22 protein-coding genes, 1 tRNA gene and 1 other RNA gene are annotated in these 25,949 nt (G+C 64.9%); 8 read left to right on the forward strand and 16 right to left on the reverse strand.

What is annotated here, in order from left to right:
* Window positions 1-9 precede the first annotated feature (9 nt).
* The 11 genes from ACH488_RS08935 to ACH488_RS08985 form a co-directional block, all read right to left on the reverse strand.
* Complete coding sequence (locus ACH488_RS08935) at window positions 10-3,576, reverse strand: DNA polymerase III subunit gamma and tau (RefSeq protein WP_397323641.1); 3,567 nt, start codon at window positions 3,574-3,576, stop codon at window positions 10-12.
* Window positions 3,577-3,609: 33 nt separating this feature from the next.
* Window positions 3,610-3,706, reverse strand: an RNA gene (gene ffs / locus ACH488_RS08940) — signal recognition particle sRNA small type.
* Window positions 3,707-3,800: 94 nt separating this feature from the next.
* Window positions 3,801-4,598, reverse strand: a complete 798-nt coding sequence (locus tag ACH488_RS08945; RefSeq protein ID WP_397323643.1) for a hypothetical protein — start codon at window positions 4,596-4,598, stop codon at window positions 3,801-3,803.
* Window positions 4,595-5,311 carry an ABC transporter ATP-binding protein gene (locus ACH488_RS08950; protein WP_397323645.1) on the reverse strand — a complete coding sequence of 239 codons (717 nt, stop codon included), beginning with the start codon at window positions 5,309-5,311 and terminating at the stop codon, window positions 4,595-4,597. Before ACH488_RS08950 ends, ACH488_RS08945 begins: the two co-directional genes overlap by 4 nt.
* Before the next feature lie 22 nt (window positions 5,312-5,333).
* Complete coding sequence (locus ACH488_RS08955) at window positions 5,334-6,089, reverse strand: hypothetical protein (RefSeq protein ID WP_397323647.1); 756 nt, start codon at window positions 6,087-6,089, stop codon at window positions 5,334-5,336.
* Window positions 6,090-6,129: 40 nt separating this feature from the next.
* Window positions 6,130-7,962 (reverse strand): ABC transporter ATP-binding protein, encoded by a 1,833-nt coding sequence (locus ACH488_RS08960; RefSeq protein WP_397323649.1) that lies wholly within the window; start codon window positions 7,960-7,962, stop codon window positions 6,130-6,132.
* Window positions 7,959-8,384: a lasso peptide biosynthesis B2 protein gene (locus tag ACH488_RS08965; RefSeq protein WP_397323651.1), complete on the reverse strand. Its 426-nt coding sequence runs from the start codon at window positions 8,382-8,384 to the stop codon at window positions 7,959-7,961. The genes ACH488_RS08960 and ACH488_RS08965 overlap by 4 nt, the downstream gene beginning before the upstream one ends.
* The gene (locus ACH488_RS08970) at window positions 8,381-8,680 is read right to left on the reverse strand and encodes a PqqD family protein (RefSeq protein ID WP_397323653.1); all 300 of its coding nucleotides are present in this window, start codon (window positions 8,678-8,680) and stop codon (window positions 8,381-8,383) included. Before ACH488_RS08970 ends, ACH488_RS08965 begins: the two co-directional genes overlap by 4 nt.
* Window positions 8,677-10,317 carry an asparagine synthase-related protein gene (locus tag ACH488_RS08975; protein WP_397323655.1) on the reverse strand — a complete coding sequence of 547 codons (1,641 nt, stop codon included), beginning with the start codon at window positions 10,315-10,317 and terminating at the stop codon, window positions 8,677-8,679. Before ACH488_RS08975 ends, ACH488_RS08970 begins: the two co-directional genes overlap by 4 nt.
* Before the next feature lie 102 nt (window positions 10,318-10,419).
* Entirely contained in the window at window positions 10,420-10,551 is a 132-nt protein-coding gene (locus ACH488_RS08980) for a keywimysin-related RiPP (RefSeq protein WP_397323657.1), read from the reverse strand.
* A gap of 192 nt (window positions 10,552-10,743) precedes the next feature.
* Window positions 10,744-10,875 (reverse strand): keywimysin-related RiPP, encoded by a 132-nt coding sequence (locus ACH488_RS08985; protein ID WP_397323659.1) that lies wholly within the window; start codon window positions 10,873-10,875, stop codon window positions 10,744-10,746.
* 326 nt (window positions 10,876-11,201) lie between these two features.
* Here ACH488_RS08985 and ACH488_RS08990 point away from each other — a divergent pair, with 326 nt between their 5' ends.
* Window positions 11,202-11,771: a recombinase family protein gene (locus ACH488_RS08990; protein WP_397323660.1), complete on the forward strand. Its 570-nt coding sequence runs from the start codon at window positions 11,202-11,204 to the stop codon at window positions 11,769-11,771.
* Between the two features lie 63 nt (window positions 11,772-11,834).
* Here ACH488_RS08990 and ACH488_RS08995 read toward each other — a convergent pair whose 3' ends face one another.
* Window positions 11,835-12,158 (reverse strand): hypothetical protein, encoded by a 324-nt coding sequence (locus ACH488_RS08995; RefSeq protein ID WP_397323662.1) that lies wholly within the window; start codon window positions 12,156-12,158, stop codon window positions 11,835-11,837.
* Window positions 12,159-12,461: 303 nt separating this feature from the next.
* Between ACH488_RS08995 and ACH488_RS09000 the strand changes: the two genes are divergently transcribed.
* A tRNA-Ser gene (locus ACH488_RS09000) sits at window positions 12,462-12,546 on the forward strand.
* A gap of 59 nt (window positions 12,547-12,605) precedes the next feature.
* Here ACH488_RS09000 and ACH488_RS09005 read toward each other — a convergent pair.
* Window positions 12,606-13,508 (reverse strand): LysR substrate-binding domain-containing protein, encoded by a 903-nt coding sequence (locus ACH488_RS09005; protein ID WP_397323663.1) that lies wholly within the window; start codon window positions 13,506-13,508, stop codon window positions 12,606-12,608.
* A 124-nt stretch (window positions 13,509-13,632) separates the two neighbouring features.
* Here ACH488_RS09005 and ACH488_RS09010 point away from each other — a divergent pair, with 124 nt between their 5' ends.
* Entirely contained in the window at window positions 13,633-17,094 is a 3,462-nt protein-coding gene (locus ACH488_RS09010) for a proline dehydrogenase family protein (protein ID WP_397323664.1), read from the forward strand.
* A 133-nt stretch (window positions 17,095-17,227) separates the two neighbouring features.
* Window positions 17,228-17,998, forward strand: a complete 771-nt coding sequence (locus tag ACH488_RS09015; protein WP_397323665.1) for a DUF3800 domain-containing protein — start codon at window positions 17,228-17,230, stop codon at window positions 17,996-17,998.
* A 126-nt stretch (window positions 17,999-18,124) separates the two neighbouring features.
* Here the strand turns inward: ACH488_RS09015 and ACH488_RS09020 are convergent, their stop codons facing one another.
* Together ACH488_RS09020 and ACH488_RS09025 are read right to left on the reverse strand one after the other, a co-directional pair.
* The gene (locus ACH488_RS09020) at window positions 18,125-19,036 is read right to left on the reverse strand and encodes an oxygenase MpaB family protein (RefSeq protein WP_397323666.1); all 912 of its coding nucleotides are present in this window, start codon (window positions 19,034-19,036) and stop codon (window positions 18,125-18,127) included.
* A 9-nt stretch (window positions 19,037-19,045) separates the two neighbouring features.
* Window positions 19,046-20,485: an MFS transporter gene (locus tag ACH488_RS09025; protein WP_397323667.1), complete on the reverse strand. Its 1,440-nt coding sequence runs from the start codon at window positions 20,483-20,485 to the stop codon at window positions 19,046-19,048.
* A 97-nt stretch (window positions 20,486-20,582) separates the two neighbouring features.
* Here ACH488_RS09025 and ACH488_RS09030 point away from each other — a divergent pair, with 97 nt between their 5' ends.
* From ACH488_RS09030 to ACH488_RS09045, 4 genes are all read left to right on the forward strand, one after another.
* Window positions 20,583-20,960 carry a MarR family winged helix-turn-helix transcriptional regulator gene (locus ACH488_RS09030; protein WP_397323669.1) on the forward strand — a complete coding sequence of 126 codons (378 nt, stop codon included), beginning with the start codon at window positions 20,583-20,585 and terminating at the stop codon, window positions 20,958-20,960.
* A gap of 160 nt (window positions 20,961-21,120) precedes the next feature.
* The gene (locus ACH488_RS09035) at window positions 21,121-22,650 is read left to right on the forward strand and encodes a M23 family metallopeptidase (protein ID WP_397323670.1); all 1,530 of its coding nucleotides are present in this window, start codon (window positions 21,121-21,123) and stop codon (window positions 22,648-22,650) included.
* A gap of 100 nt (window positions 22,651-22,750) precedes the next feature.
* Complete coding sequence (locus ACH488_RS09040) at window positions 22,751-23,233, forward strand: glutathione peroxidase (protein WP_397323671.1); 483 nt, start codon at window positions 22,751-22,753, stop codon at window positions 23,231-23,233.
* Between the two features lie 140 nt (window positions 23,234-23,373).
* Window positions 23,374-24,339, forward strand: coding sequence for a phosphodiesterase (locus tag ACH488_RS09045; protein ID WP_397323672.1), 966 nt, complete (start codon window positions 23,374-23,376; stop codon window positions 24,337-24,339).
* Here ACH488_RS09045 and ACH488_RS09050 read toward each other — a convergent pair.
* The gene (locus ACH488_RS09050; RefSeq protein WP_397323864.1) at window positions 24,317-25,846 is read right to left on the reverse strand and encodes a stealth conserved region 3 domain-containing protein; all 1,530 of its coding nucleotides are present in this window, start codon (window positions 25,844-25,846) and stop codon (window positions 24,317-24,319) included. The two genes, ACH488_RS09045 and ACH488_RS09050, sit on opposite strands and share 23 nt — an antisense overlap.
* Window positions 25,847-25,949: the final 103 nt, after the last annotated feature.

The raw sequence follows: 25,949 nt of genomic DNA on the forward strand, positions 1-25,949 counted from the left end.
AGTGCACCGTCAGCGCAGGTTGAGCGGCGAGCCATCCAAGGCCCGTTCCTCGATCAGCTTTCCGCCCAGAATACGCTCCACGGCGGCACGCCCAAACACCCGCGATTCCTCGATGGTTTCGTCTTCCGGGCTCGGGATGTCCTCAGCCGTGGGTTCTTGCTGGACCTGGGTGCGGGCGGGCGCCTGGACACGACCCATCTGGGCTTCCGGGCTGTTGGTCAGCCGCTGATACAGGCTCTGCTTGGCCGGCCTTCCCGACGGCGCACCCTCCTCGAGCGTCGCGACGGAGCCGCGCGCTTCCTGGGGCTCGGATGACGCTGCTGTTGAGGGCCATGCGGCGGGGGCTTGGGCTTGTGCGCCCGCAGTTCCGGGCCAGTCCGACGCCGGTGCGACGTTCCAGCCCGACGGTCCGGTCTGTTCGCCACTGGTTGGGCGGCCGTACTCCACGGTCTCCGGGACCTGTGCCGCTGCCGGTTCGTAGTCCGGGACGCTGGCCGGTGCTGCTTCCTCGGCCGGCTGGGTGGACTTGGCGCCCACGTTGGATTCCGTTCCGACCACCCACGTGCCCGGGGCCTGCTCGACGGCCCGGGACCACGGGTCCTGGGTGCTGTCCGGCTGGGTGGTGGTTTCGGGACCGCTGTGGTTGGTGGTGCCGGAGGTTGGGTTGCTTGGCTGGGACGGGGACGGGACCGGGCTTGCCTGGGCGGTGGGTGCCTGAGCTGTTGGTGCCTGAGCTGTAGTTTCCCGGCCGGTGTTTGTTGCTCCGGCCTGGTTTGCCGTGGGGGAGCCGTATCGTGGCGATGGCTCCCAATCCATTGGGGGTTCCTCGTCCAGGGGCGGGGCGTCCTCGTCCAGCGGCGGACCCCAATCGTCGTCGGGGTACGAGTAATCGCCCGCCGACTCCGGGACGGAGGTGTCCGGCCCGTTGAGGGGCGCTTGCGCGGCGGGGGTCGCCGGGGTGGCCGTTTCAGCGGTGGTGTTGCCTCGCTGGGTGGCCGGCGTGGGCCACTCGGGCCGTGCTGTCCCGCTTGGTGCCTCGGTCGCGGGGCTCGCCAGTTCGCCTGGGGTGTTCGGCCCGTTGACGGAGGCTTGCGAGGCGCCTTGAGCAGTGAGGCCCGTGGTGGATGTGCCACTGGCGCTTGAGGGTGGGGTGCTGCTTGCCGGAGTGGTGGTGCGGGTGTCTGAGGCAGCCTGGCCGGCCTCGGCCGCGTTGGTGGGGCTCGGCGCGCTGCTGGGGCTCGGCGTGGCAGTGCGGTCGGGGTTGGGCGCGTGGGCGCCGCCCGGCGCGGGTGGGTTGCTTTCGCCGGGTACGGGAGGCTTGCTGCCATTTAGTGTGCCTGCGCTTGCGGGCGCCAGTCCCCAGGCTGTATCCACGGCCGAGACGGCGCTGGGCGTCGACGGTGCAGCAGCCGGTGCCGGTGCCGGTGCTTGTGCCGGTGCTGATGCTTGTGCGGGCGCCGGAGCAGGCGGAGCCGGGGTCTCCCGGCTAGTAGGCGCTTTTGGGTTTGGCTCAGAGCTCGCTGAGCTGTTGCCGCCAGCGACTGCCACGATCTGGCAGTCGATGCCGATGGTTTTGTGGATGGCCTGCCTAAGGTTCTCCGAATGGTCGCCGCGGCCGAAGGCTCCTGCGAGGCCGCCCGTGGTGAAGGCGAGGGTCAGGACCTGGCCGTCGAACTGGGCAACCTGGGCATTGGGTTCCACCAGGGCCCACGTGCTGCGCTTGACCTTGGTCAAGGTTTGCAGGACTTCAGGCCACGCCCGGCGGAGAGCCTCGACGTCCCCGGCTCCAGCCGGTGCGTTCGACGGCGCCGGGTGGGATGGTGCCGTATTGGCCGGTGCGTTCGACGCTGCCGGGTTGGACGGCACAGGCGCGGGGGTGGGCGCGGTTGCGGGTGGCGGTGTTTGTGCCGTCGGTGGGGTGGCGGTGTGGGACTGATCAGCTGGTGACGTTGAGCCTGCACCGTGGGCGTTGCTGCCCTGGGGGTAGCCGCCCTGCATGGCCCCGCCTGGGGTTTCCTGCGTGGGGCGCGCTGCAGTCGCCGTCCGGTCTTCTACCGGCCAGTCGCTGGTGGATACCCGGGGAGCGGTGAGCGGGGAGCGGGATTCCGTGGGGGCTGGCGCCGCCGGGCCCGACGGCGCTGCGGATTGCTGTGCCGGTGCCGGCTGCTCCGCGGGGGCCGATGGGGCGGGAGTGGACGGACCCGGCTGCTGTGCGGCCTGGGCCTGAGAAGCCTGCGCCTGAGAAGTTTGGGCCTGAGAAGCCGGGCGTGCTGACGGCGCGGGTGCTGACTGCTGCGGTTCGGATGCCGCTGGCTGGACGCTGGACCCAGTGTTGCTTGCCGACGCGGCGGAAGCAGCCCCGGCCGAAGGCGCCGTGGCGGCGGGAGCCGGGATCCCGGCGTCGCCCGCGTAGTTAAGGCGGCGTTCCACGCGGTCGATGCGCGCGGCGATTCCCCGCTCCGTCTGCTCGGAACTGGGCAACAGGATGCGGGCGCAGAGCAGCTCCAAGTGCAGGCGCGGGGAGGTGGCGCCGGTCATCTCGGTGAGGGCCGTGTTGGTGACGTCCGCGGCCCGGGAGAGCTCGGCGGCGCCCAGGTTGGTGGCCTGGTTGCGCATGCGGGCAATCTGGTCCTCGGGCATGCCACGGAGGATTGCGTGGGCGCTCTCCGGCATGGCCTGGACGATGATGAGGTCGCGGAACCGCTCCAGCAGGTCCTCGACGAAGCGGCGGGGATCATGGCCGGTTTGGATCACGCGGTCCACGGCGCGGAACACCGTTGCGGCGTCCGCAGCGGCGACGGCATCAACGACGTCGTCCAGCAGCGAAGCGTGGGTGTAGCCCAGGAGGGCCACTGCGAGCTCGTAGTCGAGGCCGTTGGCTCCGGCGCCGGCCATCAGCTGGTCCAGGACGGACAAGGAGTCACGGACGGAACCGCCGCCGGCCCGGATCACGAGCGACAGGACACCCGGGGCCACCGGAACGTTCTCCTGGTGGCACAGCAGTTCCAGGTACTTCATGAGCGGCTCGGGCGGCACCAAACGGAACGGGTAGTGGTGCGTGCGGGAGCGGATGGTCCCGATGACCTTGTCAGGTTCGGTGGTGGCGAAGATGAACTTGATGTGTTCCGGCGGCTCTTCGACGATCTTGAGCAAAGCGTTGAAGCCGGCGGACGTGACCATGTGGGCCTCGTCGATGATGAAGATCTTGTAGCGGTCGCGAACGGGGGCGAACGTAGCGCGCTCGCGGAGGTCCCGGGCGTCGTCCACGCCACCGTGGCTGGCAGCGTCGATCTCGATCACGTCCAGGGATCCCGAACCGCCGCGGGCCAGCTCGACGCAACTGGGGCACGTACCGCAGGGGGTGTCGGTGGGGCCTTCGGCGCAGTTCAGGCAACGCGCCAGGATGCGCGCGGAGGTGGTCTTGCCGCAGCCGCGGGGACCGGAGAAGAGGTAGGCGTGGTTGACGCGGTTCTTGCGCAGCGCCGTCATCAACGGCTCCGTGACGTGTTCCTGCCCGATAACGTCCGCGAAAGAGTCCGGGCGGTAGCGTCGGTACAGGGCAGTTGTAACAGTCACAGGGGAAACCTACCTATAGGGACTGACATTTAAATAAGAGACCCCTCATGCACCCGCCAGAGCCCATCTACCCTTGCTACCTTCCGGTCCTGGGGGAGTTCAACAGGATGACGCCACATGAGGGGCCGTCGACAAGCTTACCCGAACTTACTTCGGGGTTCGAATCGGCTGGTGAGGGGTGTGGAAAACGCCCGACGGCGGGTGGCGGCGTGCCGCCGAACCGGCTAGTTCCGGACGTCCCTGGCCACGAACTTCCAGCCGGCCAGCAGCAGCAAGCCCGCCGTCCAGGCAGCCGTGGCAGTGGCTGCCAGGGGAACCCCGAGGGCGGCGTTCGGGAACGAACCGGTGACCAAACCGGCGTCGAAAAGCTGGACTCCGGCGATGGTTGGCAGGTAGGCAAGGGCGGGTCCCAGAAGGAGCAGCATCAGCGAAAGCTGGGACAGGACGATCAGCAGGAACAAGGGGATCAAGCCCTGCCTCAACAGGATGCCCAGCGAGAAGCCAATCAACGCAGACGCGTCCCAGAACACGATGGCGCCCAGCCAACGAAAAACCAACTCTGCCGGAAGACCGCCGTCCAGCACGGACAGTTCACCGATGGCCGCCTGCGACAACAAGCTCAAAAGGGGAATGGTCACCAGACCTATCGCGGTGACGAACAGCAGCACAGCCGCACACTTGGCTCCGTACAGGCGCCAGCGCTGGGGGACTGCCACCATGCTGGAACGCAACTGCCCTGAGACGAACTCGCTGCTTGCTGAAATGACTCCGATGACGATGATCCCGATGAGGCCAAGCGCCACCCAGTCGAAGCCTACGGTCGCCGGGCTTGCGCCAGGTGCCAGGTCCGGATCGTGGCGCCGGAGCCCTTCCCCCACCGGCCCCGCTTGTGACCACCCCATGAGGACGACGACGGCGAAAGTCGCCAGGGCGCTGATCCACACGGCTCGCAGCGTGATGAGTTTGGACAGTTCGGATCCCAGCAGCCGGGGTCGGCTCCTGGCGATGGCGGGCGCACTCACGATGCACTGTCCAACGCCGGGTTGCCCGTCAGTCCGAAGTACGCCGACTCAAGGTCCGGGTAGCCCGCAACCAGGTCTGGAACACTGCCCGAACGCACAATGTGGCCTTGGGAGATGACCACGACGTGATCTGCCATGTGCTCCACCTCGTTGATGAGGTGGCTTGAGAGCAGGACGGTCTTGCCTGCCTCGGCGAGGCTGCGCAGGAGCATGCGGATCCAGCGGATGCCGTCAGGATCCAGTCCGTTGGTTGGCTCGTCGAGGACCACGATCCGAGGATCGCCCAGAAGCGCGGCAGCGATTCCCAGCCGTTGGCCCATCCCCAGGGAGAACTTGCCAACGCGTTTGCCGGCCGCATCCTTAAGGCCCACCAACTCGAGGACCTCAGGGATGCGAGAGGTGGGGATGCCGTTGGATTGGGCCATCCAGGTGAGATGGGCGCGTGCTGTGCGGCCCTTGTGCGCGCCGGAGCCATCGAACTGTGCGCCGATGGTCCACAGGGGCGAGGCGAAATCCCGGTAGGGCTTTCCTTCGATCAGCGCCGACCCGCTGTCCTCGCGGTCCAGCCCCAGGAGCAGCCGGAACGTGGTGGACTTTCCCGCGCCGTTGGGTCCAAGGAAGGCCGTCACCTTTCCCGGCTCGGCCGTCAGCGTGACATCTTCTATGCCGGCTGACTTCCCGTAACGCTTGCACAGGTTCTTGATTTCGATCACTGGATTCTTCTCCCTTTGGTTCTCAATTTCGGACCGGCTGGCGGATGAACAGCACCAAGGCGCCACCCATTGCCGCCGCCACCCAGGCAAGGAGGACCAGCCCGCCTCCCACCGGCCCCAGGGCATCAACAGGCAGTGGAGGCAGTTGGTAGAGTTGCGCGCCGGCCTGGTCCGGAAGAAACTTCGCTGCGGCTGTGATGGGAAGCAAATACGTGGACACGATCAGGGCCAAGGCCAGGACCGCGCTCATCGCTGCCAGGCCGCTGCGGAGGATGACGGACAGGGCATACGTGAAGAGGGCAATGAGGATCCAGTAGAGGACCACGCCCAGGAGTACGTCGGGCGCTATCCGGGCACCCTCGGCGGAACAGTCCACCGCAAGGCACCGGACCGCCGTTGCTCCCACCACGCTGGGTATTGCCGTCAGCAGTACGCCACCGGAAACCACCAGTGCCTTGGCGGCGAAAACCGCGGAGCGTTGCGGAACGGCAATGAGGGTGCTGCGGAGCGAGCCGGAGTCAACCTCCTGGTGCACTGCCCAAGCGCCCACCAGGATGACGCCTATCTGGCCGAAATGAAGGATTGTGAGGAAAGCGCTGCCCGCGTCCAATCCACCGGTCTCTTCGGGTTTTCCCGCCGCCAGTGCCGCGGCAACCAACGCGGTGGTGATCCACGAAAAGCCGATGCTCAACAGGATGGTCCCAACTGCGGTGTAAAGGAACAACGGCAGGGTCAGGAGCTTGGTGCTTTCCGACCTGGCAGCGCGCGCAAGCGTCACGATCCATGGTTGGTCACCGTCTGGCATGTCCGTCGCTGCCTCAACCAACGGCGTCGTGCGCGTAAGGCAGCGCCCCGCCGTCGGACACTATCCCGCCGTCGGACTCCCTGTTGAGGAACTGCTTGGCGGCCAGTTCGCGGTACAACGGTGAGTTCTGGACCAGCTCAGCGTGCGTACCCGAGGCGGCCACCCTGCCCCTGTCCATAACCAGGATCATGTCAGCGCCCTGCACGGTGGCCAGCCGGTGGGCAACGATCACCAGGGTGCAACCCGACGCGCGCTCGGCGATGAGTTCCTGGACCCGGTCCTCGCTGACGCCGTCAAGGTTGGATGTTGATTCGTCAAGGATCAGCACCGCGGGGTTTCCCAGGAGTGCCCGGGCCACCGCGATCCGCTGGCGCTCGCCGCCGGACAGCAGGACGGCTCCCTCGCCGATCCCGGCGTCGAGCCCGTGCTCCGATCGCCGGAGCACGGACCCCAGGTTCAAGTGCTCAAGGATGGACACCATGTCCTCATCAGTGGCGTTGGGATTTCCGATGCTGAGGTTGTCACGCAGCGTTCCCGCAAGCGCCGGTGCGTCCTGTTCGACGTAGGCAATCCGCGAGCGGACTGCTGACCTGGTGACGCTTTCGACGTCGGCACCCCCGAAGAGGATGCGGCCCGCCGAAGCGTCGTAGAAGCGGGCAATAAGGTTCAGGATGGTGCTCTTGCCGGCTCCGGAGGGGCCAACAATGGCCACTGTTTGCCCGGGTTCCACGCGGAAAGAAACGTCGCTGAGCGTCGCCTGCCGGGCTTGGTCACCGCCGTCGTGGTCGGTGTACTGAAAACCCACGCCCTCAAAAACCAGGCTCGAATTGCCAATGGTGCCGGTCGGCGCACGCTTTGGCCGGTCGTTCTCGACTGGAAGCTGCAGTATCTCGTTGATCCGGGCCACTCCGCCCAGGGCCTCGCCAATGGCGGTGACGGTACCGAAGAGCTGACCGAGCGGCACGATCAGGAGGAACAGGAAGAGGATGAAGGAGACGAGGTCGGCCACCGTCAGCGCTCCGGACGCCACCCTCCAGCCGCCGACGCCGATGACGGCGAGGAAGGTGGCTTGCGTGGAGATGGACGAGATGGGCGAAACAAGTGCCGTTGTGGCGGCTACCTTCAGCCCGACCTTCCACACGCTCGTTGCGTCGTCCTCCACGCGGCCGGCTTCGTGCTCCGTGGCATTGGCGGCGCGGACCGTCCGGGTGGCCCTGATGGCGCGATCCATTGAGGCGGCCAGCTTGCCCAGGGAGTTCTGTACACCCAGGCTGGCACGTTCAATATGGGAGGTCACCCAGGCCACGGCAATGACCGCCCCAACGGAGGCACCAACTGCAATGAGCAGGAGGACCGGGTCCAGGAAGAACATGGAAACGAGCGCACCAATGACAGTGAAGATGCCGGCGAAGGACTCGACGAAACCTTGGCTGAGCATGTTGCGGACCACGGTGGTGTCCGTCGTGACCCGGGCCACGAGGTCTCCCACACGGCGTTGGTCGAGCGTGGCCACCGGCAAGTGGAGGATGTGGTGGATCAGGCCGTGCCTTGACCTCCTGATGGCCGTCTCCGCGGTGCGCTGGATCAGGTATTGGTTGACGCCGCCCAGGATTCCGCCGACGACGACGAGCCCGCCTACCAGCCACGGCAACAGTTCAAGGGGCCTTGAGCCGGTAACACGGTCGATTACCTCGCGCACCAGCAACGGTTGTGCGAGGGAAAGACCGGACCCGGCGAGGCTCAGGACGATGATGACCGCGAGTAATCGGCGCTGGACGGCGACGTGGCGGAACAGTTCGGCCAGCCCTGCCCGCCGGGAACCCACAGCCTGGGTTTCGATGGTCATGAGGCGGTCCTTGGTTGGCTGACGGCGAGCACCGGGATGTAGCCGCTGATGGCCGCCGGCTCGTCGACTGGCTGACCATCCACCTCTACCCACGCGTGTGCCGTGAACGGCTCAAGCCGGTAGCCGGTCTTCCACGCTGGGGAATGGCCCTCCAAACGGCAGAGGAGGAACACGGCGATGGAACGCTGCAAACAGCCCTCGCCCGCGCACCGGGAGCTGACCGCGCACACGGCAGCCCGGATGCGGCGCGCTTGGGCATGGCTGCTTGCACGGGAGCGGTGCACCACGGCCCGGAAGACTGACTCGAGCAGGGCCGGGGGAAGCAAGGTCATGGGCCACGCCAAAGCAACCACCATCCGTGTTCTCAGCAATGCCAGTCCCCGGGGCATGATGGCGCGCTGGGGAACGATGGGCAGGCTCATTGCCGAACCCGCTGGATGATTCCGTGCTGCTCCAGCTCTGCCAGGAGCGCATGAACATCCCCGCGCACGCGTTCCTGGTCCACCTTGTAGGCCTCTGCGATGGACGTGATGAGGCTGTTGACCGGCCGACCCAGCCGGATGCCTTCCATCACTTCTCCCGCCGTTGCGTTCCCGCGCCAGTACGAGCCGCCGCGTGCGTCGAAAACCGTCAGGCCGTCGTCGTCGAGGTTGAACGTCAGCTTGGGCGCTGTTTCAAAAACATCCGAATCGGCGATCGCCTTGGTGGCTTTCCTCATATGAGTCTCCTTATCCATCGCTCCACACCGGCCAGGTGCTCCAGTTCATACAGTTCGTCCGTGCCGATGACCGGCATGCTGAGCGCACTCCGTACGGCAGTCGGGTCAACGTGTCCCATGTCCACCAGGCAGCTGTCATCGAACAGCCTGGACAGTTCGCGGCGCCTTGCCTTGAACTCCTGGAAAAGGTCCGAGCTGTATTCCCCTTTGTCTTCGCGGGTGAAGATCCAGCGGGGTACCACTCCGTTGGTGGCGCGCGCCAGGAGCGGTTTGCTTTCCACCACGCCCAGGATCGCTTCGACAGGCAGGTTCTGGACCAGCCGAATGACGTGGTCGTCCAGGAAAGGCGCTTCCCATGCGACGCCCAGCTGGCTGTACGCATGGTTGACCTGGCGGGCGATCTCGCCTTGGAACATCAGGGATTCGGTCATTTGGTGCCTGAAGCGCTCAGCATGGTGGGGCCGGGCTCCCCGTTCCAGGCCTTCGCGTACTTTGTAAGCCACCGCCTCGCGGGCTTCCTCGGTGGCGAAGCGCGACAGGCCGAACCCCGGAGCCCACGAGAAGGCTTCGCCGGGTCCATCAACGGGATTGCCGACATTCCCGGCGCGCCGCAGCACCTCCGTGTCGAATCCGACTTTGGACGCGACGGCCCGGCCGAGCGAGATGGCCGGCCATCGTTGCATTTTGCCGAGCCGTCGCAGGACGCGGACGCCGGCTTTCCACGAGGACGTGGAGAGGAGTCCGAGGGCCATGGCGGGAAGGGGATCGAACAGTTCGTCTCCGCCAATCCCGGTCAGATGGGCGCGCACACCGCGTCGGGCGGCATCCGTAAACAATGAGCCCAGGTGGTGCGAGTTCGCAGCCCAACCGGGAGGGCCGTCGTCGAGGGCGCCAATGGCGGGGTCGGGTTCGCCAAAGGCGGCAGAGGTGGACGTCAGCGATTCCAGTTCAATGAGTTGGCCCCTCAAGACGTCGGCTGCCCTCCGCGCGAACTCGGAGTCGCGGTTCTGCGGATCGTCGGTGCCCGCGTGATAGAAGATGCTTCCTTCCTGCAGCGAGTCCAGGAAGAACGCCAAACTTGTGGAGTCCATGCCCCCTGAGACATCGGCGCTCACCGTTCCGTAGCTGGCCAGCCGTCCGGCGATGGACTCCTTGAGTGCACCGGACATGGCAAGTGCTGCGTCCGACAGGTCGGCGAAAGGTTCACCCGCCACTGGTGCAAGGTCCACCGACTTGGCGCGGCCATCATTGAATGTCAGGGCGAAGCCGGGCTGTACGGCGTGCACACCTTCCCAGAAGGGCAAGTGGCGGAGGAAGCCCGGCAAGTTGGCGCAAAGTGCCAAGCGGACACGGTTTTGGTCCAACTTCCTCTTGGCGATTCGACGGAGGGCGCCCTGGGATGTTGACCCGACGTGAGTTCCCTCGATGTCGGTCCAGTACAGCGTCCGTGCCGTGGAAAGGGAGCCGTACGCGAAAGGGGCGTAGCGCGGCTCCGGACCTTCAGCCGGGGCTTGGTTGCGGCGGGGCCGGGTAACGGAGTCGTAGTCCGGATCGAGGAAGGTGACCTGGGCGCCGGCAGGAATCAACCCGGCCTGGCCAGCGGCGGAAGCGTGGTGGGGAAGGAAGTATTCATGCATGGAATCGATGGCACCTGCGGTATTCGTCGGAGGGTGGAGAGTGGCGCAGAGCGGGAGCCCCGTCCCGAGGGTGGGGCTCCCGCCTGAACGGCGTGATGCGGGTTAGCCAATGGTGATCTTGATGAAGGCGCGACCGCCGAAGATGTCACGCCAACGCCCGAACCAATATCCATTCGTCACCTTGCGGAACGAACCAACCCGTGCGATGCGCGGAGCGGAATAGGTGTTTTCCATCGATTTCCTCCTTCCCTTGGAGAGCTTATTAATTGTTCCTCCAGCTAATTCCCGAAAGTCAATCCCGGGAAAGTAGGGTTTGTGCCGGGTGGACCACCTCGTGCAAGGGATGATCCTTTGCCAAAACCCGTTGCCGAAATCAACACGGGTTACCGCAAAGAGGCGGCACCCGCCTTGAGTTGGTTCAAGGTCCTAGCAGAACCAGGGCTTGAAAATGGAGCGGCCGCAGAAGAGGTCGCGGTAGCGGCCACACCAGATTCCGTTCGTTACCTTGCGGAACGAGCCGGCGTGGGCAATGCGGGGAGCTGAATAGCTGTTTTCCATCGTGATCCATCCTTTTGAGGGAAACGTGATCAGGCGGATTGCCTGACGTGAATTGAGTATTGCCATCCACTGGGACAGGACAAAATCCTCTTATCCGGCAATTTCTCATTTCCGGCTCCCATTCTTCGCCGTGTGTCATAATGGCCGTGCGGAGGCCATAAGCGGTTTCCGTGATCGACTCGGGGAGGGTTCCCTCTAAAGTCGATTTCTGCAAACGAAACTTCCCGCCGGGTTTCATGCGCTTGAATGAAAGGGTTTGCATGTCAAAAGTCGTTCTCTGAATCAAAAAGCGAGAAACCCAAGAAAGGGAGGTTTTTGGGAAATTGTTGGAAGGAAATATTTCAGTTGGTTACGCGAGGGAAGGGACGGTGGGTCCATCGCTTTCGTTCCAAATCGCCACCCTCAAGGCGGCGGGAGCAGTGAAGGTGTATGAGGAGCGCGCCTCGGGAGCTACTGAAATCAGGGAGCAGTGGCGGGCTTGCATCGAGGAGTTGAAGAGCGGAGACACGCTCATGGTCAGTGACATGTCCCGTCTGGGCCGCAGCGCGGTGGATCTGGCCGATATTGTTGCCTCGCTCGCCGGAAAAGGCGTCAGGTTCCGCGCCCTCGCTGAACCGTGGCTGGATACGGGGAGCCCGTGTGGTCAACTCATCCTTGAGATCTTCGAATCGATTGGCAGATACGAGCGCAACCGGATGTCCGAACGCACCAGGGCCGGGCTGAATGCGGCGCGTGCCCGGGGCCGGCTTGGCGGAAGGCCTCCAGCGATGACGCAGAACAAGTTGGAGACGGCCCGCGACCTCAGGCTCAAGAAGATGACCCTCGGCGAAATCGCCAGCACGCTGGGCGTCAGTATCTCCACCGTCGCAAGGGCCTTGGGTGGCGGCCCGCCCTAGCGGCTGGTTAGCGAGCCCAAAGAATCAGAGCAGGCGAATCCCCGGATGTGGGGGCCCAGACCCTCACCGCCACCCCTGTACCGGCCAGGTCATGAAAGCCGGTTCCTCATACGGGTGTGCTGCCCGTAAAGCCAGCACCACGCCGTCGAGCATGTCCGCGGCAACCACGCACTCAACCCGCACTTCAGGCACCTGCTCCGCGACGCCCACTTCACCGATGAAGGGTTGGGCTCCTGCGAGGGGCGTGAAATGGCCCGTCCCAGGGGACGTGAAGGCGCAATGTGAGTAATCGCCGATCCGGCCTGCACCGGCATCCCCGATCGCCCGCAGAACCTCGTCGAGGTGGTCCACCGGCACGTAGGTGACCAGGGCGTGGAGCTGCGTCATGGGCACATCCTGTCAGTAAAGAACGCCAAAAGGCGGCCAAAGCATTGCATATCCGCGAGTCACAGCGGACCATAAGTATGTACACCGATTGGGGCAATTTCCAGATTGTGAGCTGCGGGGCCTGGGCAAGAGGGGCCGGACCCGGCAGCTCAACGGTGATACCGCAAGAATGGGCGCGTTGGGGGCGTCCATTTTTCCGTTAAAGCGCGAGCCGGAAACGCTGCCTGATGTGAGTGCCGACCCCCGATTGGGCGATGCCGAAAATCTCGGGTACAGTGGTATCTGCTTTCGGTTCGAAAGCAAGGAGAATTCGCCTAGCGGCCTATGGCGCACGCCTGGAACGCGTGTTGGGTTAACGCCCTCGGGGGTTCAAATCCCCCATTCTCCGCGTTTGGCCCCGGTCCTTTGGATCGGGGCCTTTTGCGTGCCCAGGGATTGTGCCTGGGATTACTGGCGGTGCGCGGCTGCCACCCGCTCCAGAACCTCGCGGCAGGCGAGGATGGCCGGGTGGATCCGCCCTGCTGTCCGGGTGGACGTGAAGATGGTGCGGGCGGGCAACCCGGGGAGGTCAAGCAGTTGCACCGGCCGCTCCATGTCCGTCCACACAAGATCGGGCATCAAAGCCACGGCGTTTCCTGACTCGATGAGTCGGATCTGTGCCTGGAGGTCCGCGGTTTCGTAGCGTACGTCCGGCTCGAAGCCCGCCGAACGGCAGGCCTGTTCTGCCCAATGCCGGGATGCCGCGCCGCGGGGTTCCATGACCCAGGGCATGGACGCCGTGTCCGCGATGGACGCAATGTGTTCGCCGCCCAGGCCCACCGGGGGAGTGGCGAGCCGGATGGCGTCGCTGGTCAGGGTGGCGCGATCAAGGCCGGGGTGGTGCGGGGCGGCGTGTCCGGGGTACTGCTCGGCCACCACAATGTCGAAGTCCCGGGCCCACGTCTCATACAGGGCTGTCTCCGGTTCGCGCTGGGTCATCTCCACGCGGACCTCGGGGTACTCCTGGCGCATGATGGTGAGGAAGTCGGGGAGCAGTGCCAGTGCCGCGGACTGGAAGACGGCCAGCCGCACGGTACCGGTGACCGTGGACAGGGAGGCGGCCAGTTCAGTCTCGGCGCGTTCCAGCGTTTCCAGGAGCGCCGCTGTGTGCGCCACCAGGATCTCCGCCTGTGGTGTGAGCTGCACGCGGCGCCCGGCCTTCCGGAGCAGCTCAACGCCGGCTTCCTTCTCCAGGAGCGTCAACTGCTGGGATACCGACGAGGGGCTGTACTGCATGGCATCGGCCACTTCCGCGAGGGTCCCGCGGATCTTCAATTCGTGCAGCAAACGGAGCCTGCGGACGTCCAGCACGGCTGCCTCCAAAACATCGGGATGGATAACGAATATTCGTCAGAAAAGATCGCTTTTCCTAATGGGATTGTAGATCCATACTGATGGAAACAAGCAAACTACTCCGTCCCATAAGGAGCCCTTCATGACCAGCACCCTCCCGGATGCGACCTCCCCGCGCACCCAGGATTCCGGGCAGTTCGACGCACTGGCAACCGAAGCCATTGCCTTGGTCCGTCACTGGCTGACAGAAGCCAGCAAGATCCCCGTTGATGTCTCCGCGCAGCGCCTGGCTGGCGTCCTGAAGGACCCGAACGGATTGGACTTCACGGTTGGTTTCGTCGACGGCGTCATCCGCCCGGAGGATCTCTCGGTCGCCGCCCGGAAACTTGCCGAACTTGCCCCCAAGGTGCCCACGTTCCTGCCCTGGTACATGCGCAGCGCGGTCCGCGTGGGTGGCCTGATGGCTCCGGTCATGCCGCAGGTGGTTATACCGATTGCCCGCCGCGTGCTCCGTGAGATGGTGGGCCACTTGATCGTGGATGCCACTGATGCCAAGCTTGGCCCGGCCATTTCCAAGATCCGCCAGGACGGCGTGCACCTCAACGTGAACCTTCTGGGCGAAGCTGTCCTCGGCGAGCACGAAGCGCAGCGCCGCCTCGATGGTACGCTCAAGCTCCTTGCCCGCGAGGACGTGGACTACGTCTCCATCAAGGAATCCTCCACCGTGGCTCCGCATTCCCCGTGGGCCTTCGACGAAGCCGTCAACCACGTGGTGGAGAAGCTCACCCCGCTGTACCGCCTCGCTGCGTCCTTCAGCAAGCCCAAGTTCATCAACCTGGACATGGAGGAATACAAGGACCTGAGCATGACCATCGCCGTCTTCAAGCGGATCCTGGACATGCCTGAATTCAAGAACCTCGAGGCCGGCATCGTGCTGCAGGCCTACCTCCCGGACGCCCTGGGCGCCATGCAGGAACTCCAGGAATGGGCCGCGGCCCGCCGCGCCCAGGGCGGTGCTCCCATCAAGGTCCGCGTGGTCAAGGGCGCCAACCTTCCCATGGAGCAGGTTGAGGCATCCCTTCACGACTGGCCGCTGGCAACGTGGGGAACCAAGCAGGACTCGGACACCAGCTACAAGAGTGTCATCAACTACGCCCTCACGCCGGAGCGCGTGGACGCCGTCCGCATCGGTGTTGCCGGGCACAACCTCTTTGACGTCGCCTTCGCGTGGCTCTTGGCCAAGCAGCGCGGTGTCACTGAGGGCATCGAGTTCGAGATGCTGCTGGGCATGGCAACCGGGCAGGCCACTGCGGTCCGCAAGGACGTTGGCAGCCTGCTCCTCTACACACCCGTAGTCCACCCTGGCGAATTCGACGTCGCCATTGCGTACCTGATCCGCCGTCTCGAAGAGGGGGCCAGCCAGGAAAACTTCATGTCCGCGGTCTTTGAGCTCAGTGAGAACGAACCCCTCTTTGAGCGCGAGAAGCAGCGCTTCCTGAACTCCCTGGCGAACCTCAGCGAGACCGTCCCTGGCCCAAACCGCAAGCAGGACCGCCGCCTCCCGGCTGAGCCTGCTCCGACCGAAGGCTTCCGCAACACCCCGGACACGGACCCTGCCCTCCCCGCAAACCGTGCCTGGGGCCGCGACATCCTGGCCCGCATCCCCGGTTCCACGGCAGGCAACAAGACCGTTGAGTCCACCAAGGTCTCCGACGCTGCCGAACTTGAGCGCATCATCACCACCGCAGTGGATGCCGGCCAGGCCTGGGGTGCCCGCCCCGCCGTCGAGCGTGCCGCGATCCTGCACCGCGCCGGCGAGGTCCTCGAAGCCCGCCGCGCCGAACTCCTCGAAGTCATGGCTTCCGAGACAGGTAAGACCATCGACCAAGGCGACCCCGAGGTCAGCGAAGCGATCGACTTCGCGCACTACTACGCAGAGCGCGCCAAGGACCTGGAAACGGTCGACGGCGCCACGTTCGTCCCAGCGAAACTCACCGTAGTGACCCCGCCGTGGAACTTCCCGGTGGCGATCCCCGCTGGGTCGACGCTGGCGGCACTCGCCTCGGGTTCCGCCGTCGTGATCAAACCCGCAAAGCAGGCCCGCCGTTCAGGTTCGGTCATGGTGGAGGCGCTGTGGGAGGCGGGCGTTCCCAAGGACGTACTGGCACTCGTGCAGCTCGAAGAGCGGGAGCTGGGCACCCAGTTGGTCTCGCACCCGAGCGTTGACCGCGTGATCCTCACCGGTGGCTACGAAACCGCTGAGCTGTTCCGTTCCTTCCGCCAGGACCTGCCGTTGCTCGCGGAAACCTCGGGCAAGAACGCCATCATCGTGACCCCGAGCGCTGACCTGGACCTGGCAGCGAAGGACGTTGTGTACTCCGCGTTCGGTCACGCCGGCCAGAAGTGCTCCGCCGCGTCGCTCGTGATCCTGGTTGGCTCGGTGGCCAAGTCCAAGCGGTTCCACAACCAACTCATCGACGCCGCCCGTTCCCTGACCGTTGGCTACCCGGAGACCGCCACCACGCAGATGGGACCGATCATCGAGCCCGCCAACGGCAAGCTCCTGAACGCCCTCACCACCCTGGGCGAGGGTGAAACCTGGGCCATCAAGCCCGAACGCCTCGACGAGTCCGGCCGCCTGTGGTCCCCGGGCATCCGCTCGGGCGTCAAGCGCGGTTCCTACTTCCACCTGACCGAGTTCTTCGGCCCGGTCCTGGGCGTCATGACCGCCGAAACCCTCGAAGAGGCCATCGCCATCCAGAACGAGATCGAGTACGGCCTCACCGCCGGCCTGCACTCCCTGGACTCCGCCGAAATGGGCATCTGGCTGGACACCATCCAAGCCGGAAACCTCTACGTCAACCGCGGCATCACCGGTGCGATCGTGCAACGCCAGCCGTTCGGTGGTTGGAAGAAGTCCGCGGTCGGAGCCGGAACCAAGGCAGGTGGCCCCAACTACCTGATCGGCCTGGGTTCCTGGCTCCCGGCCGAGGCCACTGCCAAGCGCGGCACCACGTTCCAGGGCGAAGCCTCGCAGATCCTGACCGCTGCCAAGTCGGCTGACGTTACGGCCGACGAACTCCAGACCCTCCAGCAAGCACTCTTCAGCGACGCTGCCGCCTGGGATTCGGAGTTCGGCACCCGCAAGGACGTCTCCGGACTGACCGCAGAACGCAACGTCTTCCGCTACCGCCCCATCCCCGTCACCATCCGCCTTTCCGAAGGCGAGCGGCTCGTGGACCTGCTCCGCACGGTGGCTGCCGGCGCAGTGGCAGGCTCGGCCCTCAAGGTGAGTTCCGCCGTCGTACTTCCGGACGCCGTGGTGACCGTGTTCGCGAACCTGGGCGTCAGCGTGCGGGTTGAGGACGACGCCGCGTGGCTGGCCCGCGCAGCAGCGTTCGACGGCGGCCGCATCCGCCTGATCGGTGGCGACTTCACCGCGCTGAGCGCGGCGACCGGTGGCCGTCCGGACATCGCTGTCTACCACGGTGCGGTGACCCAGGCCGGCCGGATCGAGATGCTGCCGTTCCTCCGCGAACAGGCTGTGTCCATCACGGCCCACCGCTTCGGCACGCCGAACCACCTCTCGGACGAACTGATCTAGCAGCCGCGCGGCGCCGGGCTTTCTGATTCTGCGGAAGGCCCGGCGTCGCCTCCTTCAATCGCGTCAGAAATCATCGATCCCGCCCACCTACAGAAGACCCGTGTTTGCGGGGCTTGGCGCGGGAGGAACTGTTGTGTATTTCTGCTACATCGATGATTCGGGCGATTCCAGGGTTGGCTCCACGATGTCGGCGCTTCTGGTGGAAGACAAGCATTGGAACGGACTCCTGAAGTCATGGCTTGAAGGGCGCCGGCGCATCCACACTGAATGGGGTGTGGGTAAGAATACGGAAATACACGCGAACAAGTTCCTGAAGGGACGGGGTTCTTTCTGTGATACGCCCGAGCAGGACAGGAAATTTGGCAAGGCTGCCCGCGCCGCCGCCAGTCGGGTCCTTCTTAGGACGCTGGCTGACTACGAACAATTCAGGGTTGTCAGCTTTGGAATGGCAACGACGCGAAATCACGAACTCTATAAGGAAGTCATCGCACACCTGGATGACTGGGCGCGCTCCGAGGATACATACGTAGTTGTCTTCTACGACGGCTTGCAGGGCTTCAAACATCTGCTCGATGACGACCTCCTGGAGCCGCACAAAGGGTGGGAGCAGTGGACCGCAGCAGCCAGAAACGCGGCCGCCTACAGGAGGGTGCATCGCAGCCTCGACATCGCGGACCGACGGGTTCTGGAAGATGTTTTGATGCAGGACAGCAGATACAGCCAGCTGATCCAGGCGGTCGACCTTATTGCCTATTGCTCATTCCACAAACACCTTCAGGACCATCCCGAAATTTGGGGTGACGGCATCACGCCTTTGCCCGGGGCAGCGATCGCCTTCAGCAGGCTCCGCAAGCATTGGTTGGATGGTTCTGACCAGGGAATGATTTGGTGGAGGCATCCTTAACGCAAGAACCCTCCGGCAATCGGAGGGTTCGCGGGATGCAAGACCCTTTGTACAGCCAGATGAACTGCCTAGGGCCTTGCATTTACCAAGCTACCACTCTCACTTGTCACGTCAAAGTGGGATGCCTTAGTTCGGCCAACCCAGCCGCTCAAGCCGGCTTCGGGCCGCTAGTTCGCTGGGGCCGCGCCGGCCCAGGGCCAGGTGAACCATGGCCAGGGCGACTCGTGCGGCCGGGATCGCGGGCAGTGGGACCGGGCCGATCCGGGCCGTCTTGAGTCCAAGCATCTCCCGGTACTCCGGTTCGAGGCTTTCGACGGCGGCCGCGAAGAGGATGCGGTACCCCGGCCTCAGCAAGGGGCTCAGTGGCGGGCGGCGGATGAAAGCCACGGTCTCGGCCAGCCGATGATCGGAGCGGAGGACGCCGGAGGCGCGCCACTCTTCGATTTCCCGTCGGACAGAGGCCTCTGTGAGGGGCGGATACTCCACGCCCATGAGCCGGCCCGCCGAAGCCCACTGACGGACGTACGCATCGGGTCCGCCAGGAATTGGCCCCCCGAAGATGCGGTGCGCCGTGAGGAAGGACTCGGCGTACGTCACGTGTACCCACCGGAGGAGTTCGGGATCATTGGCCTGGTACGTCCGCTGGGCCCCGTTGCCATCCACATACGTCCCTCTGACGTGTTTGTGGATCTTCCGGACCCGGCCGCTCGCCTCCTCGGCCGCTTCCGTGGACCCGTAGGTCACCGTGAAGATCCAGCGGATGGTGGTGGCGAGGCGGCCGAGGGGATCTTCCTTGAAGCCGGAGTGTTCGTACACGCCGGCGAGTGCTCCTGGATGCAGGGCCTGCATCAGGAGCACCCGGATTCCGGCAACGATGGTGGACATTGAGCCGTGCACAGCCCAGACCGCCGACCCCGGAAGGTGATATCCGGCGTCGTTCCCTTCGGCAAGGCGCGGCACCCAATCCGGCGGCGTTCCGGAGGTTCCCGTAAACGTGCGCTGGAGTTCGTGCCGGTAGTCGAGGAAAAGGTTCCTCATGCCTACAAACTACACGCGGGCGCGGCGCTTGGCAGGTGCCGCTGCCACCAACAGGGCGGCAATGGCGACGACGGCACTCAGGATGAGTCCCGGACGGTACTGTTCCAGCATGGCCTGGGCGCTGACGGTACCCACAGCCTGGCCGTGTCCGCTCACCAAAGCCGTGGTGACGGCGAGAACGAGTGCCGCACCTACCTGGGTGCTGGTTTGGATCAGGCCGGCGGCGAGTCCCTGCTCCGAATCGCTGATGCCTTCCGTGGCCAGCACGTTGATGGACGGGAAGGCCAAGGCGAAACCAATGCCCAGCAGGACCACCGAGGGCAGGATGTCCAGCGCGTAGTTGGGCGTGGTGCCAACGCGAAGGAACAGGACGTAGCCCAGGCCAAGGGCGGTAAGTCCGGTGAGGATGAGTTGCTTTGCCCCGAACTTTTCGATCAGCCGGTCCGCGAAGGGCGCACTCGTGGCCACGAGCAGGCCTGCGGGAAGCAGTGCCAGGGCCATGCCCAAGGGAGTCCAGCCGAGCACCGACTGCAGGAACATGGTGACGATGAACTGGAAGCTCAGGTAGGACCCGAACAGCCCGACGGCGCTGAGGTTGGCTCGGGCCACCCAGCCCTCCTTCAGGATGCCGAAGCGGATCAACGGGTGCTTCACCTTGTTCTCGATGACCGCGAAGGCTGCCAGCACGGCGGCAGATACTGCGAATCCGGCGATTGTTGCCACAGATCCCCAGCCCTGCTCAGGTGCGGACACCAAGGTGTACACCAGTCCGAGCATGCCCAGTGCCAGCGTGACGGCACCCCAGATGTCGTGCCCGCTGTTCTCGGCGGAGGGCTTGTCCTTCGGGATGAACCTGATGCCCAGCAGCACCACGATCACGGCGATGGGAACCGAAACGAGGAAGGTCCAGCGCCAGCTCAGGCTGGTCATGAGGCCGCCAACCACCAGGCCCAGGGAGAAGCCGCTGGCGCCGAAGGTAGTGAAGATGGACAGCGCCTTGTTGCGGGCGCGGCCCTCGGCGAAGTTGGTGGTGATGATGGAGAAGCCGGTGGGCGCGGTGAACGCCGCAGCGAGGCCCTTCACGAAGCGCGTTGCGATCAGGATGGCGGGGTCGTCAACCAATCCACCCAGGAGCGATGCGCCGGCGAAGACTGAGAGCGCTATGAGGAAGATACGACGGCGGCCCAAAAGGTCCGCGAGCCGCCCACCCAGGAGGAGCAGGCTTCCGTAGCCAAGAACGTAGGCGGAAACGATCCATTGCAGGGAATCGGTGCCGAGGTTGAGTTCGTGACCGATGGAGGGCAGGGCCACGCCAACCATGGAGACGTCCAGGCCGTCCAGGGCCAGGACGGTGCACACGACCATCAGCAGGAGCCATTGGGCCCGGGTCCAGCGGACCGCGGAGGCCAGGGCATCGGCAGGTCTTTGAAGGGTGGTGGGTGATGTCATGTTCTTCAATGTAGATGACACGTCATTCAATGACAAGGAATATGACGTGTCATCTTATGACGTGGATTCAAATGGCGTCATGAACTAGAATCGGACCATGGCAACGACGCGTGACCGCCAACTGGTTGAGCAGTGGCGCACCATCCAGGACTCCTACTTCCGCACGGCGGGAGCTTTGGACCGTGCCCTGGAAGCAAAGTTCGACATCGGCCTGAACGAGTTCGAGATCCTTGACCTCGTAGCCGAATGCGCCGACGCCGCGTGCCGCATGAAGCAACTGGGGGAGCGCACCCCCATGACCCAAAGTGCCGTGTCCAAAGTAGTGGACAGGCTGGAAAAAGCCGGCTTGGTTTCACGCCAAACGTGCGCCGATGACCGGCGGTCCCTCTTCCTGGAACTGACCGAGGCAGGCCGGGCCTTGCATACTTCGGCAGCTATTGAGCACCGGGCCTTGCTCAAGGAGAACCTGGCCTGAGCCGACCCTCCCAATTGCTCAAGACGTCTTGAGGAAAAACTGAGCCAACCTTTCACCAGCAGGCAACCTGGAAGACTTTATTTTCGCCCTGAGAACGGCAACAATGGTGCTTGCACGCCAGGCTGGGGTTTGGTGCCGCTGGCTTTTGGGGAGTGTTTTTGTGGGCAAGCATCATGAATCAGACCGGGTAGCAACCCTGGTGCGCACCGAGGGTTTTCGCCGCGTCTTCTTCGCCGCAACCCTCGCAGTGGCCGCGTTTTTTGCTTTCGGATTCCAACCACTGACGTCCGCGTCCTCAACGTCCCTGAATGGAGCCTCGGCCCAGGGGGTTGTAGGACCGAATTCCTTGGGCAGCCTGACGCCGCCCGAGGCCCAGACCCTGGTGATGGACGACCTGCCCGAGCCTCCGCAGCAAACGGCCGGCACGCCCATGGTGTTCTTCGACCGGGCACTGGTCCACGCTGTAGGTGCCGATGGGTCAGGCGCCCTGAATGTCGCATCCGCCGGGCTGTCCCGGCCACCCGCAGGTTACCTCTACGCACCCCTCGAGGTGCTCAACCCCAGCTCGCCCTACGGCTACCGTTACAGCCCGCTCACTGGCCTGCCCGGTGAGTTCCACTGGGGACAGGACTACGCCGCGGCCTGTGGAACCCGCGTCTACGCTGCCGATTCAGGCGTGGTCAAGGCCGTGGGCTGGCACATCTGGGGCGGTGGCAACCGCGTGGAGATCGAGCACGGCAACGGACTGGTGACCACCTACAACCACCTCCAGGCCATTGGAGTGACCCAAGGCCAAAGCGTCCGGGTTGGCCAGGTCATCGCCGAAGTCGGAACCACCGGGTGGTCCACTGGCTGCCACCTCCACTTCGAAACAATCGTCAACGGCCTCCACACCAACCCCAACCAGTGGCAGCTCCTGCCCACCAAACAGGTGGATCCGCTGCAGCCGATCACCATGGTCAACTACCAGCCGGGCGTCGGCGCCGGTTCCAGCTCGCCGCAGTGGGCCGTTCCCGTTTCGGATGGCACCAACCGCGCCGTTATTGGTGGCGAACACGAGGAAGACGTCGCCCCGCCGGTCACTCCAAGCAACCCGGGCGGTACAGCCACCACGCCGGGCGGTACCGGCACCTCCACGCCTCCCGTGACGCAAACCCCGACGGCGACTGCCAAGCCTTCGCCGTCCGCGACCGTTACGCCAAGCCCGACGGCGACTGCCTCGCCTTCGCCGTCCGCTACGGCTACCCCGAGCCCGACGGCGACTGCTTCGCCTTCGCCGAGCACTACGGCAACGCCGACGGTTACGCCGACCCCGAGTGCGACCGCCACGGCACCAGCTGCAACGGCCACGACGCCGGCTCCGGTCACCACTACCGCACCGGCACCGGCAGTCGCTCCGGTTGCCCCCGCCACTCAGCCGAGCGTCCCTGCTTCGGCGCCTGTCGCCGTCGTGCCTGCACCGAAAGTAGTCGCGCCGGCACCGTCGGTTGTTGCGCCGGCTCCCGTGGTGACGCAGCCGGCGGCGCCGGTCACCCCGGCAGCGCCTGCGCCTGCTCCGACTACGACGCTCGCTGCCACGTTGCCAACGGTGGTTCTTCCGCCTGGATACGTCCTGATTGCTCCGGACCTGGTCCGGAAGCCGGACGGCACAACGGTGCCGTTGTCCAGCCTCATTCTTCCCACCCCGTAGCGCGACGAAACGCGGACACCCCGCGTTTCGTGGCCCTTACGAAGCTCCCGTAAGCTCGATGGCGGCAATCCCGCCAGCCGACGTCGTCAGGAAGCGATCCATGAGCACCCTCTACAGCATTCCACTCACCTTCAACGATGGCACCGAAGCTGACTTCGGCCGGTTCGAGGGCAAGGCGGTGCTGGTGGTCAACGTCGCTTCCAAGTGTGGCTACACGCGCCAGTACGCCGGCCTGGAGGAGCTCTACGGGAAGTACCGCGGCGAGGGACTGGAAATCCTGGGTGTTCCGTGCAACCAGTTCGCGGGCCAGGAGCCGGGTTCGGACCAGGAAATCGCCGAATTCTGTGAGCGCAATTTTGGCGTCTCCTTCCCCCTGACCGCCAAGGCCAACGTCCTGGGCAAGGAGCAGCATCCGCTGTTCTCGGAGTTGACCCGGGACGAGGACGGCCAGCCGGTGAAGGTGAAATGGAACTTCGAAAAGTTCGTCATCAACCGGCAGGGAGAAATGATCGCACGGTTCCCATCCGCCGTTGAGCCCGACTCCGAAGACCTTGTAGAAGCAGTGGAAAAGGCATTGGCATAAGCCTGGAATTCCAGAAAGGAGGAAAGTAATTTTCCAACATTCCGCCGGATATTAGCCAAGTGTTGGCTTCCCGTCTGGTTGGATTGGTCCTACTGGGGTTACACGGGAGGCGCCGTCTCCCACCTAACGCTAAGGCAGCTATGGAGCTCATCGAGGCCGAGTACCCGAAACCAGGTCATGTGCTGTTGCACTTGAGCGATCTTCACCTGGTGGGTGGACCCGGCACACTCTACGGATCGGTGGACAGCGCTGCCAGGCTGCAGGAGATCTGCGATCAGATTGTCGCTTCAAGGCTGAAGCCGGAAGCCATCATCTTCACCGGAGACCTTGCCGACCGCGGCGAACTCGAAGCGTACCGGCGGCTCCGCGGGATGATCGAGCCCGTGTGCGATGCCCTCGGAGCCAAGGCCATCTGGGCCATGGGCAACCATGATGACCGCGCCAATTTCCGATCCGCGTTCGTGGATGCCTCGGAAAACAGCCGGCCCCAGGACCCGATGGACCGCAGCTACTTCGTCAACGGCCTGCGGATCATCACCCTGGACACCACGGTTCCCGGCTTCCACCACGGCGAACTGTCCGAGGAACAGTTGGAATGGCTTGCGGACGAGCTCTCCACCCCGGCGCCGGACGGCACCATCCTCGCGCTGCATCACCCACCCGTGCCGTGCGTCCAGGACCTGGCGGTCCTGGTAGAGCTCCGTGGCCAAGCCGCGCTGGCCGCCGTCGTGCGCAATACGGATGTCCGCTCCATCCTGGGCGGCCACCTGCATTTCTCCACCACGGCGAGCTTCGCCGGCATCCCTGTGTCGGTGGCCTCCGCCACGTGCTACACGCAGGACCTGGGCGTCACAGCCGGCGGCCAGCGCGGGCGCGACGGTGCGCAGGCCTACAACATGGTGCACGTGTACGAGCACACGATTGTGCACTCCGTGGTGCCGATGTCCGGCGGGGTGACCGTGGGCGAGCCCGTGGATGCCGAGGAGGTTCAGCGGCGTCTCGCCGCAGCCGGAATCAGCATCCCGAAGCACCCGCGGACCAGCCGGCCGCGGCAGCCCCGGGTGCCCGTGGCACCGCGTGGTGCTACTTCTCCCAAGGTGCCTTGACGGGGAAGTACTTCTCCAGGAAGTCGGTGACCAGCCCGGCCCGTTCGTCTGCGTGGACCTCTGGGAAGCTGCCGTCGTTGAGGCAGAAGAGGTCCATGTTCCGCTTGGCCAGGAGCTTGGGCAGGTAGTGCAACCCGGACCACAACGTGGTGTCCACGTACTTGACCTTGGCGTTGGTCTGGGTGACTGCACGGCCCGTCAGGAGCGCGTAATAGTGGTAGAACGAGTTGGTCACCGAGATGTTGTCCGCGGCCCGGAACCGGCTGGCCGCAGTCTTGGTGAACTCCTCCGGGAACTCCTGCTCCATGCGTGCCACCACGCTGCGGCGGATCGGGGCAGCGGTGTGTTCCAGGTGCCGGGTGGTGATCCTGCCGAAGCGCTTCCAGAGCAGCTTGCGGTTGACGCGGGCCGCATTTTCAAATCCGCTGCGTTCGGCGTCGTTCTCGCCCAGGCCGATCCTGGTGCTGGCCTCGATGAACTTGGTGATGCCTCCGGGGGTGAAGAACATGTCCGGGCCAACCGGACGGCCAAAGAACATGTCGTCGTTGGAGTAGAGGAAATGCTCCGAGAGCCCATCGATGTGGTGGAGCTGGCACTCGACGGCCTGTGAATTGTGCGTGGGCAGCACCGAGGGGTCGGCGAAAAACTCCTCGCTGCGGACAATCGTCACCTTTGGATGGTCAGCCAGCCAAGCCGGGGCGGGGGAGTCCGTGGCGATGAAGATCCGGCGGATCCAGGGCGCGAACATGTGCACCGAACGCAGCGCGTACTTGAGTTCGTTGATCTGGCGGTAGCGGGCCTCGTGGTCGTCGCCCTCGCCCAGGACAGCGTCCGCCTGCTGGGCCCGCCGCGCCGCGATGTAGGCAGGGTCCGTGCCGTCAACCCAGGAGAAGACGATATCCACGTCGAAGTCGATATCGCTCGCGTGGTCCGCGAACATGTTCTCGATGGTGGGCCATTCCAGTCCATGACGCTGCACGGAGCCGCGGACCGCGTCCTGCCGCAGCAGGGTCCGGCGGGTCAGCGAGTTCTCCACGGGCAGTTCCAGCCGGTCGCCGTCGAAGCGCCACAGCTCCAGTTGGACACCGAGCGCAGGGCCGTACCAGAGGCCTCCTTCGGTCTCCACCCGGGGCCGGTACAGCCGGAAGATGCGGGACTTGCGGTTGGCGGACAACTCGCCGTCAGCCACCAGCACCGAGGCCTTCTTCTTGGCGTCCACGGTCATCGAGTAGAAGGGTTCGTTCCGGAAGGCTTCCACCAGTGCGTCCCGGACGGCCTTCCGGGACTCCCAATCGACGGCGATGACGGGCCGCTCGTCGTTGCCGCGCACCAGGATGAAGTCGACGCCGGCAGCGTCCAGCGCCGCCCGGACGGCCAGGAGGTCGGACACCATGGCCTGTTGCGGTGTGAGGTCCGCATTGACCAGCGCGTACCGCCCGCGGTGACGGACGACGTCGGACCTGTGCTTGAGGTGCGCGACGACGGCAGGCGAGGACGCCTCGACGATCGCGTCCTCTTCGACGGTGGGGCTGCCGTGGTAAACCGGATCGACCTGTGCTTCAGTGATGGCTGCTTCTCCGTACTGTTCCGTGGTGCGTGGGTGGGCAGGC

Source organism: Paenarthrobacter sp. NPDC018779, from assembly GCF_044391085.1.
Lineage (GTDB): Bacteria > Actinomycetota > Actinomycetes > Actinomycetales > Micrococcaceae > Arthrobacter.

Excerpts from the sequence above, each read along its gene's own strand:
- ACH488_RS08980 (WP_397323657.1), bottom strand. The coding sequence starts at position 10,551 with ATGGAAAACACCTATTCCGCTCCGCGCATCGCACGGGTTGGTTCGTTC.
- ACH488_RS08965 (WP_397323651.1), bottom strand. The coding sequence starts at position 8,384 with ATGAGCCTGCCCATCGTTCCCCAGCGCGCCATCATGCCCCGGGGACTG.
- ACH488_RS09030 (WP_397323669.1), top strand. The coding sequence starts at position 20,583 with ATGGCAACGACGCGTGACCGCCAACTGGTTGAGCAGTGGCGCACCATC.
- ACH488_RS08960 (WP_397323649.1), bottom strand. The coding sequence starts at position 7,962 with ATGACCATCGAAACCCAGGCTGTGGGTTCCCGGCGGGCAGGGCTGGCC.
- ACH488_RS09025 (WP_397323667.1), bottom strand. The coding sequence starts at position 20,485 with ATGACATCACCCACCACCCTTCAAAGACCTGCCGATGCCCTGGCCTCC.
- ACH488_RS09020 (WP_397323666.1), bottom strand. The coding sequence starts at position 19,036 with ATGAGGAACCTTTTCCTCGACTACCGGCACGAACTCCAGCGCACGTTT.
- ACH488_RS09040 (WP_397323671.1), top strand. The coding sequence starts at position 22,751 with ATGAGCACCCTCTACAGCATTCCACTCACCTTCAACGATGGCACCGAA.
- ACH488_RS08985 (WP_397323659.1), bottom strand. The coding sequence starts at position 10,875 with ATGGAAAACAGCTATTCAGCTCCCCGCATTGCCCACGCCGGCTCGTTC.
- ACH488_RS08970 (WP_397323653.1), bottom strand. The coding sequence starts at position 8,680 with ATGAGGAAAGCCACCAAGGCGATCGCCGATTCGGATGTTTTTGAAACA.
- ACH488_RS08995 (WP_397323662.1), bottom strand. The coding sequence starts at position 12,158 with ATGACGCAGCTCCACGCCCTGGTCACCTACGTGCCGGTGGACCACCTC.
- ACH488_RS09010 (WP_397323664.1), top strand. The coding sequence starts at position 13,633 with ATGACCAGCACCCTCCCGGATGCGACCTCCCCGCGCACCCAGGATTCC.
- ACH488_RS09045 (WP_397323672.1), top strand. The coding sequence starts at position 23,374 with ATGGAGCTCATCGAGGCCGAGTACCCGAAACCAGGTCATGTGCTGTTG.
- ACH488_RS08975 (WP_397323655.1), bottom strand. The coding sequence starts at position 10,317 with ATGCATGAATACTTCCTTCCCCACCACGCTTCCGCCGCTGGCCAGGCC.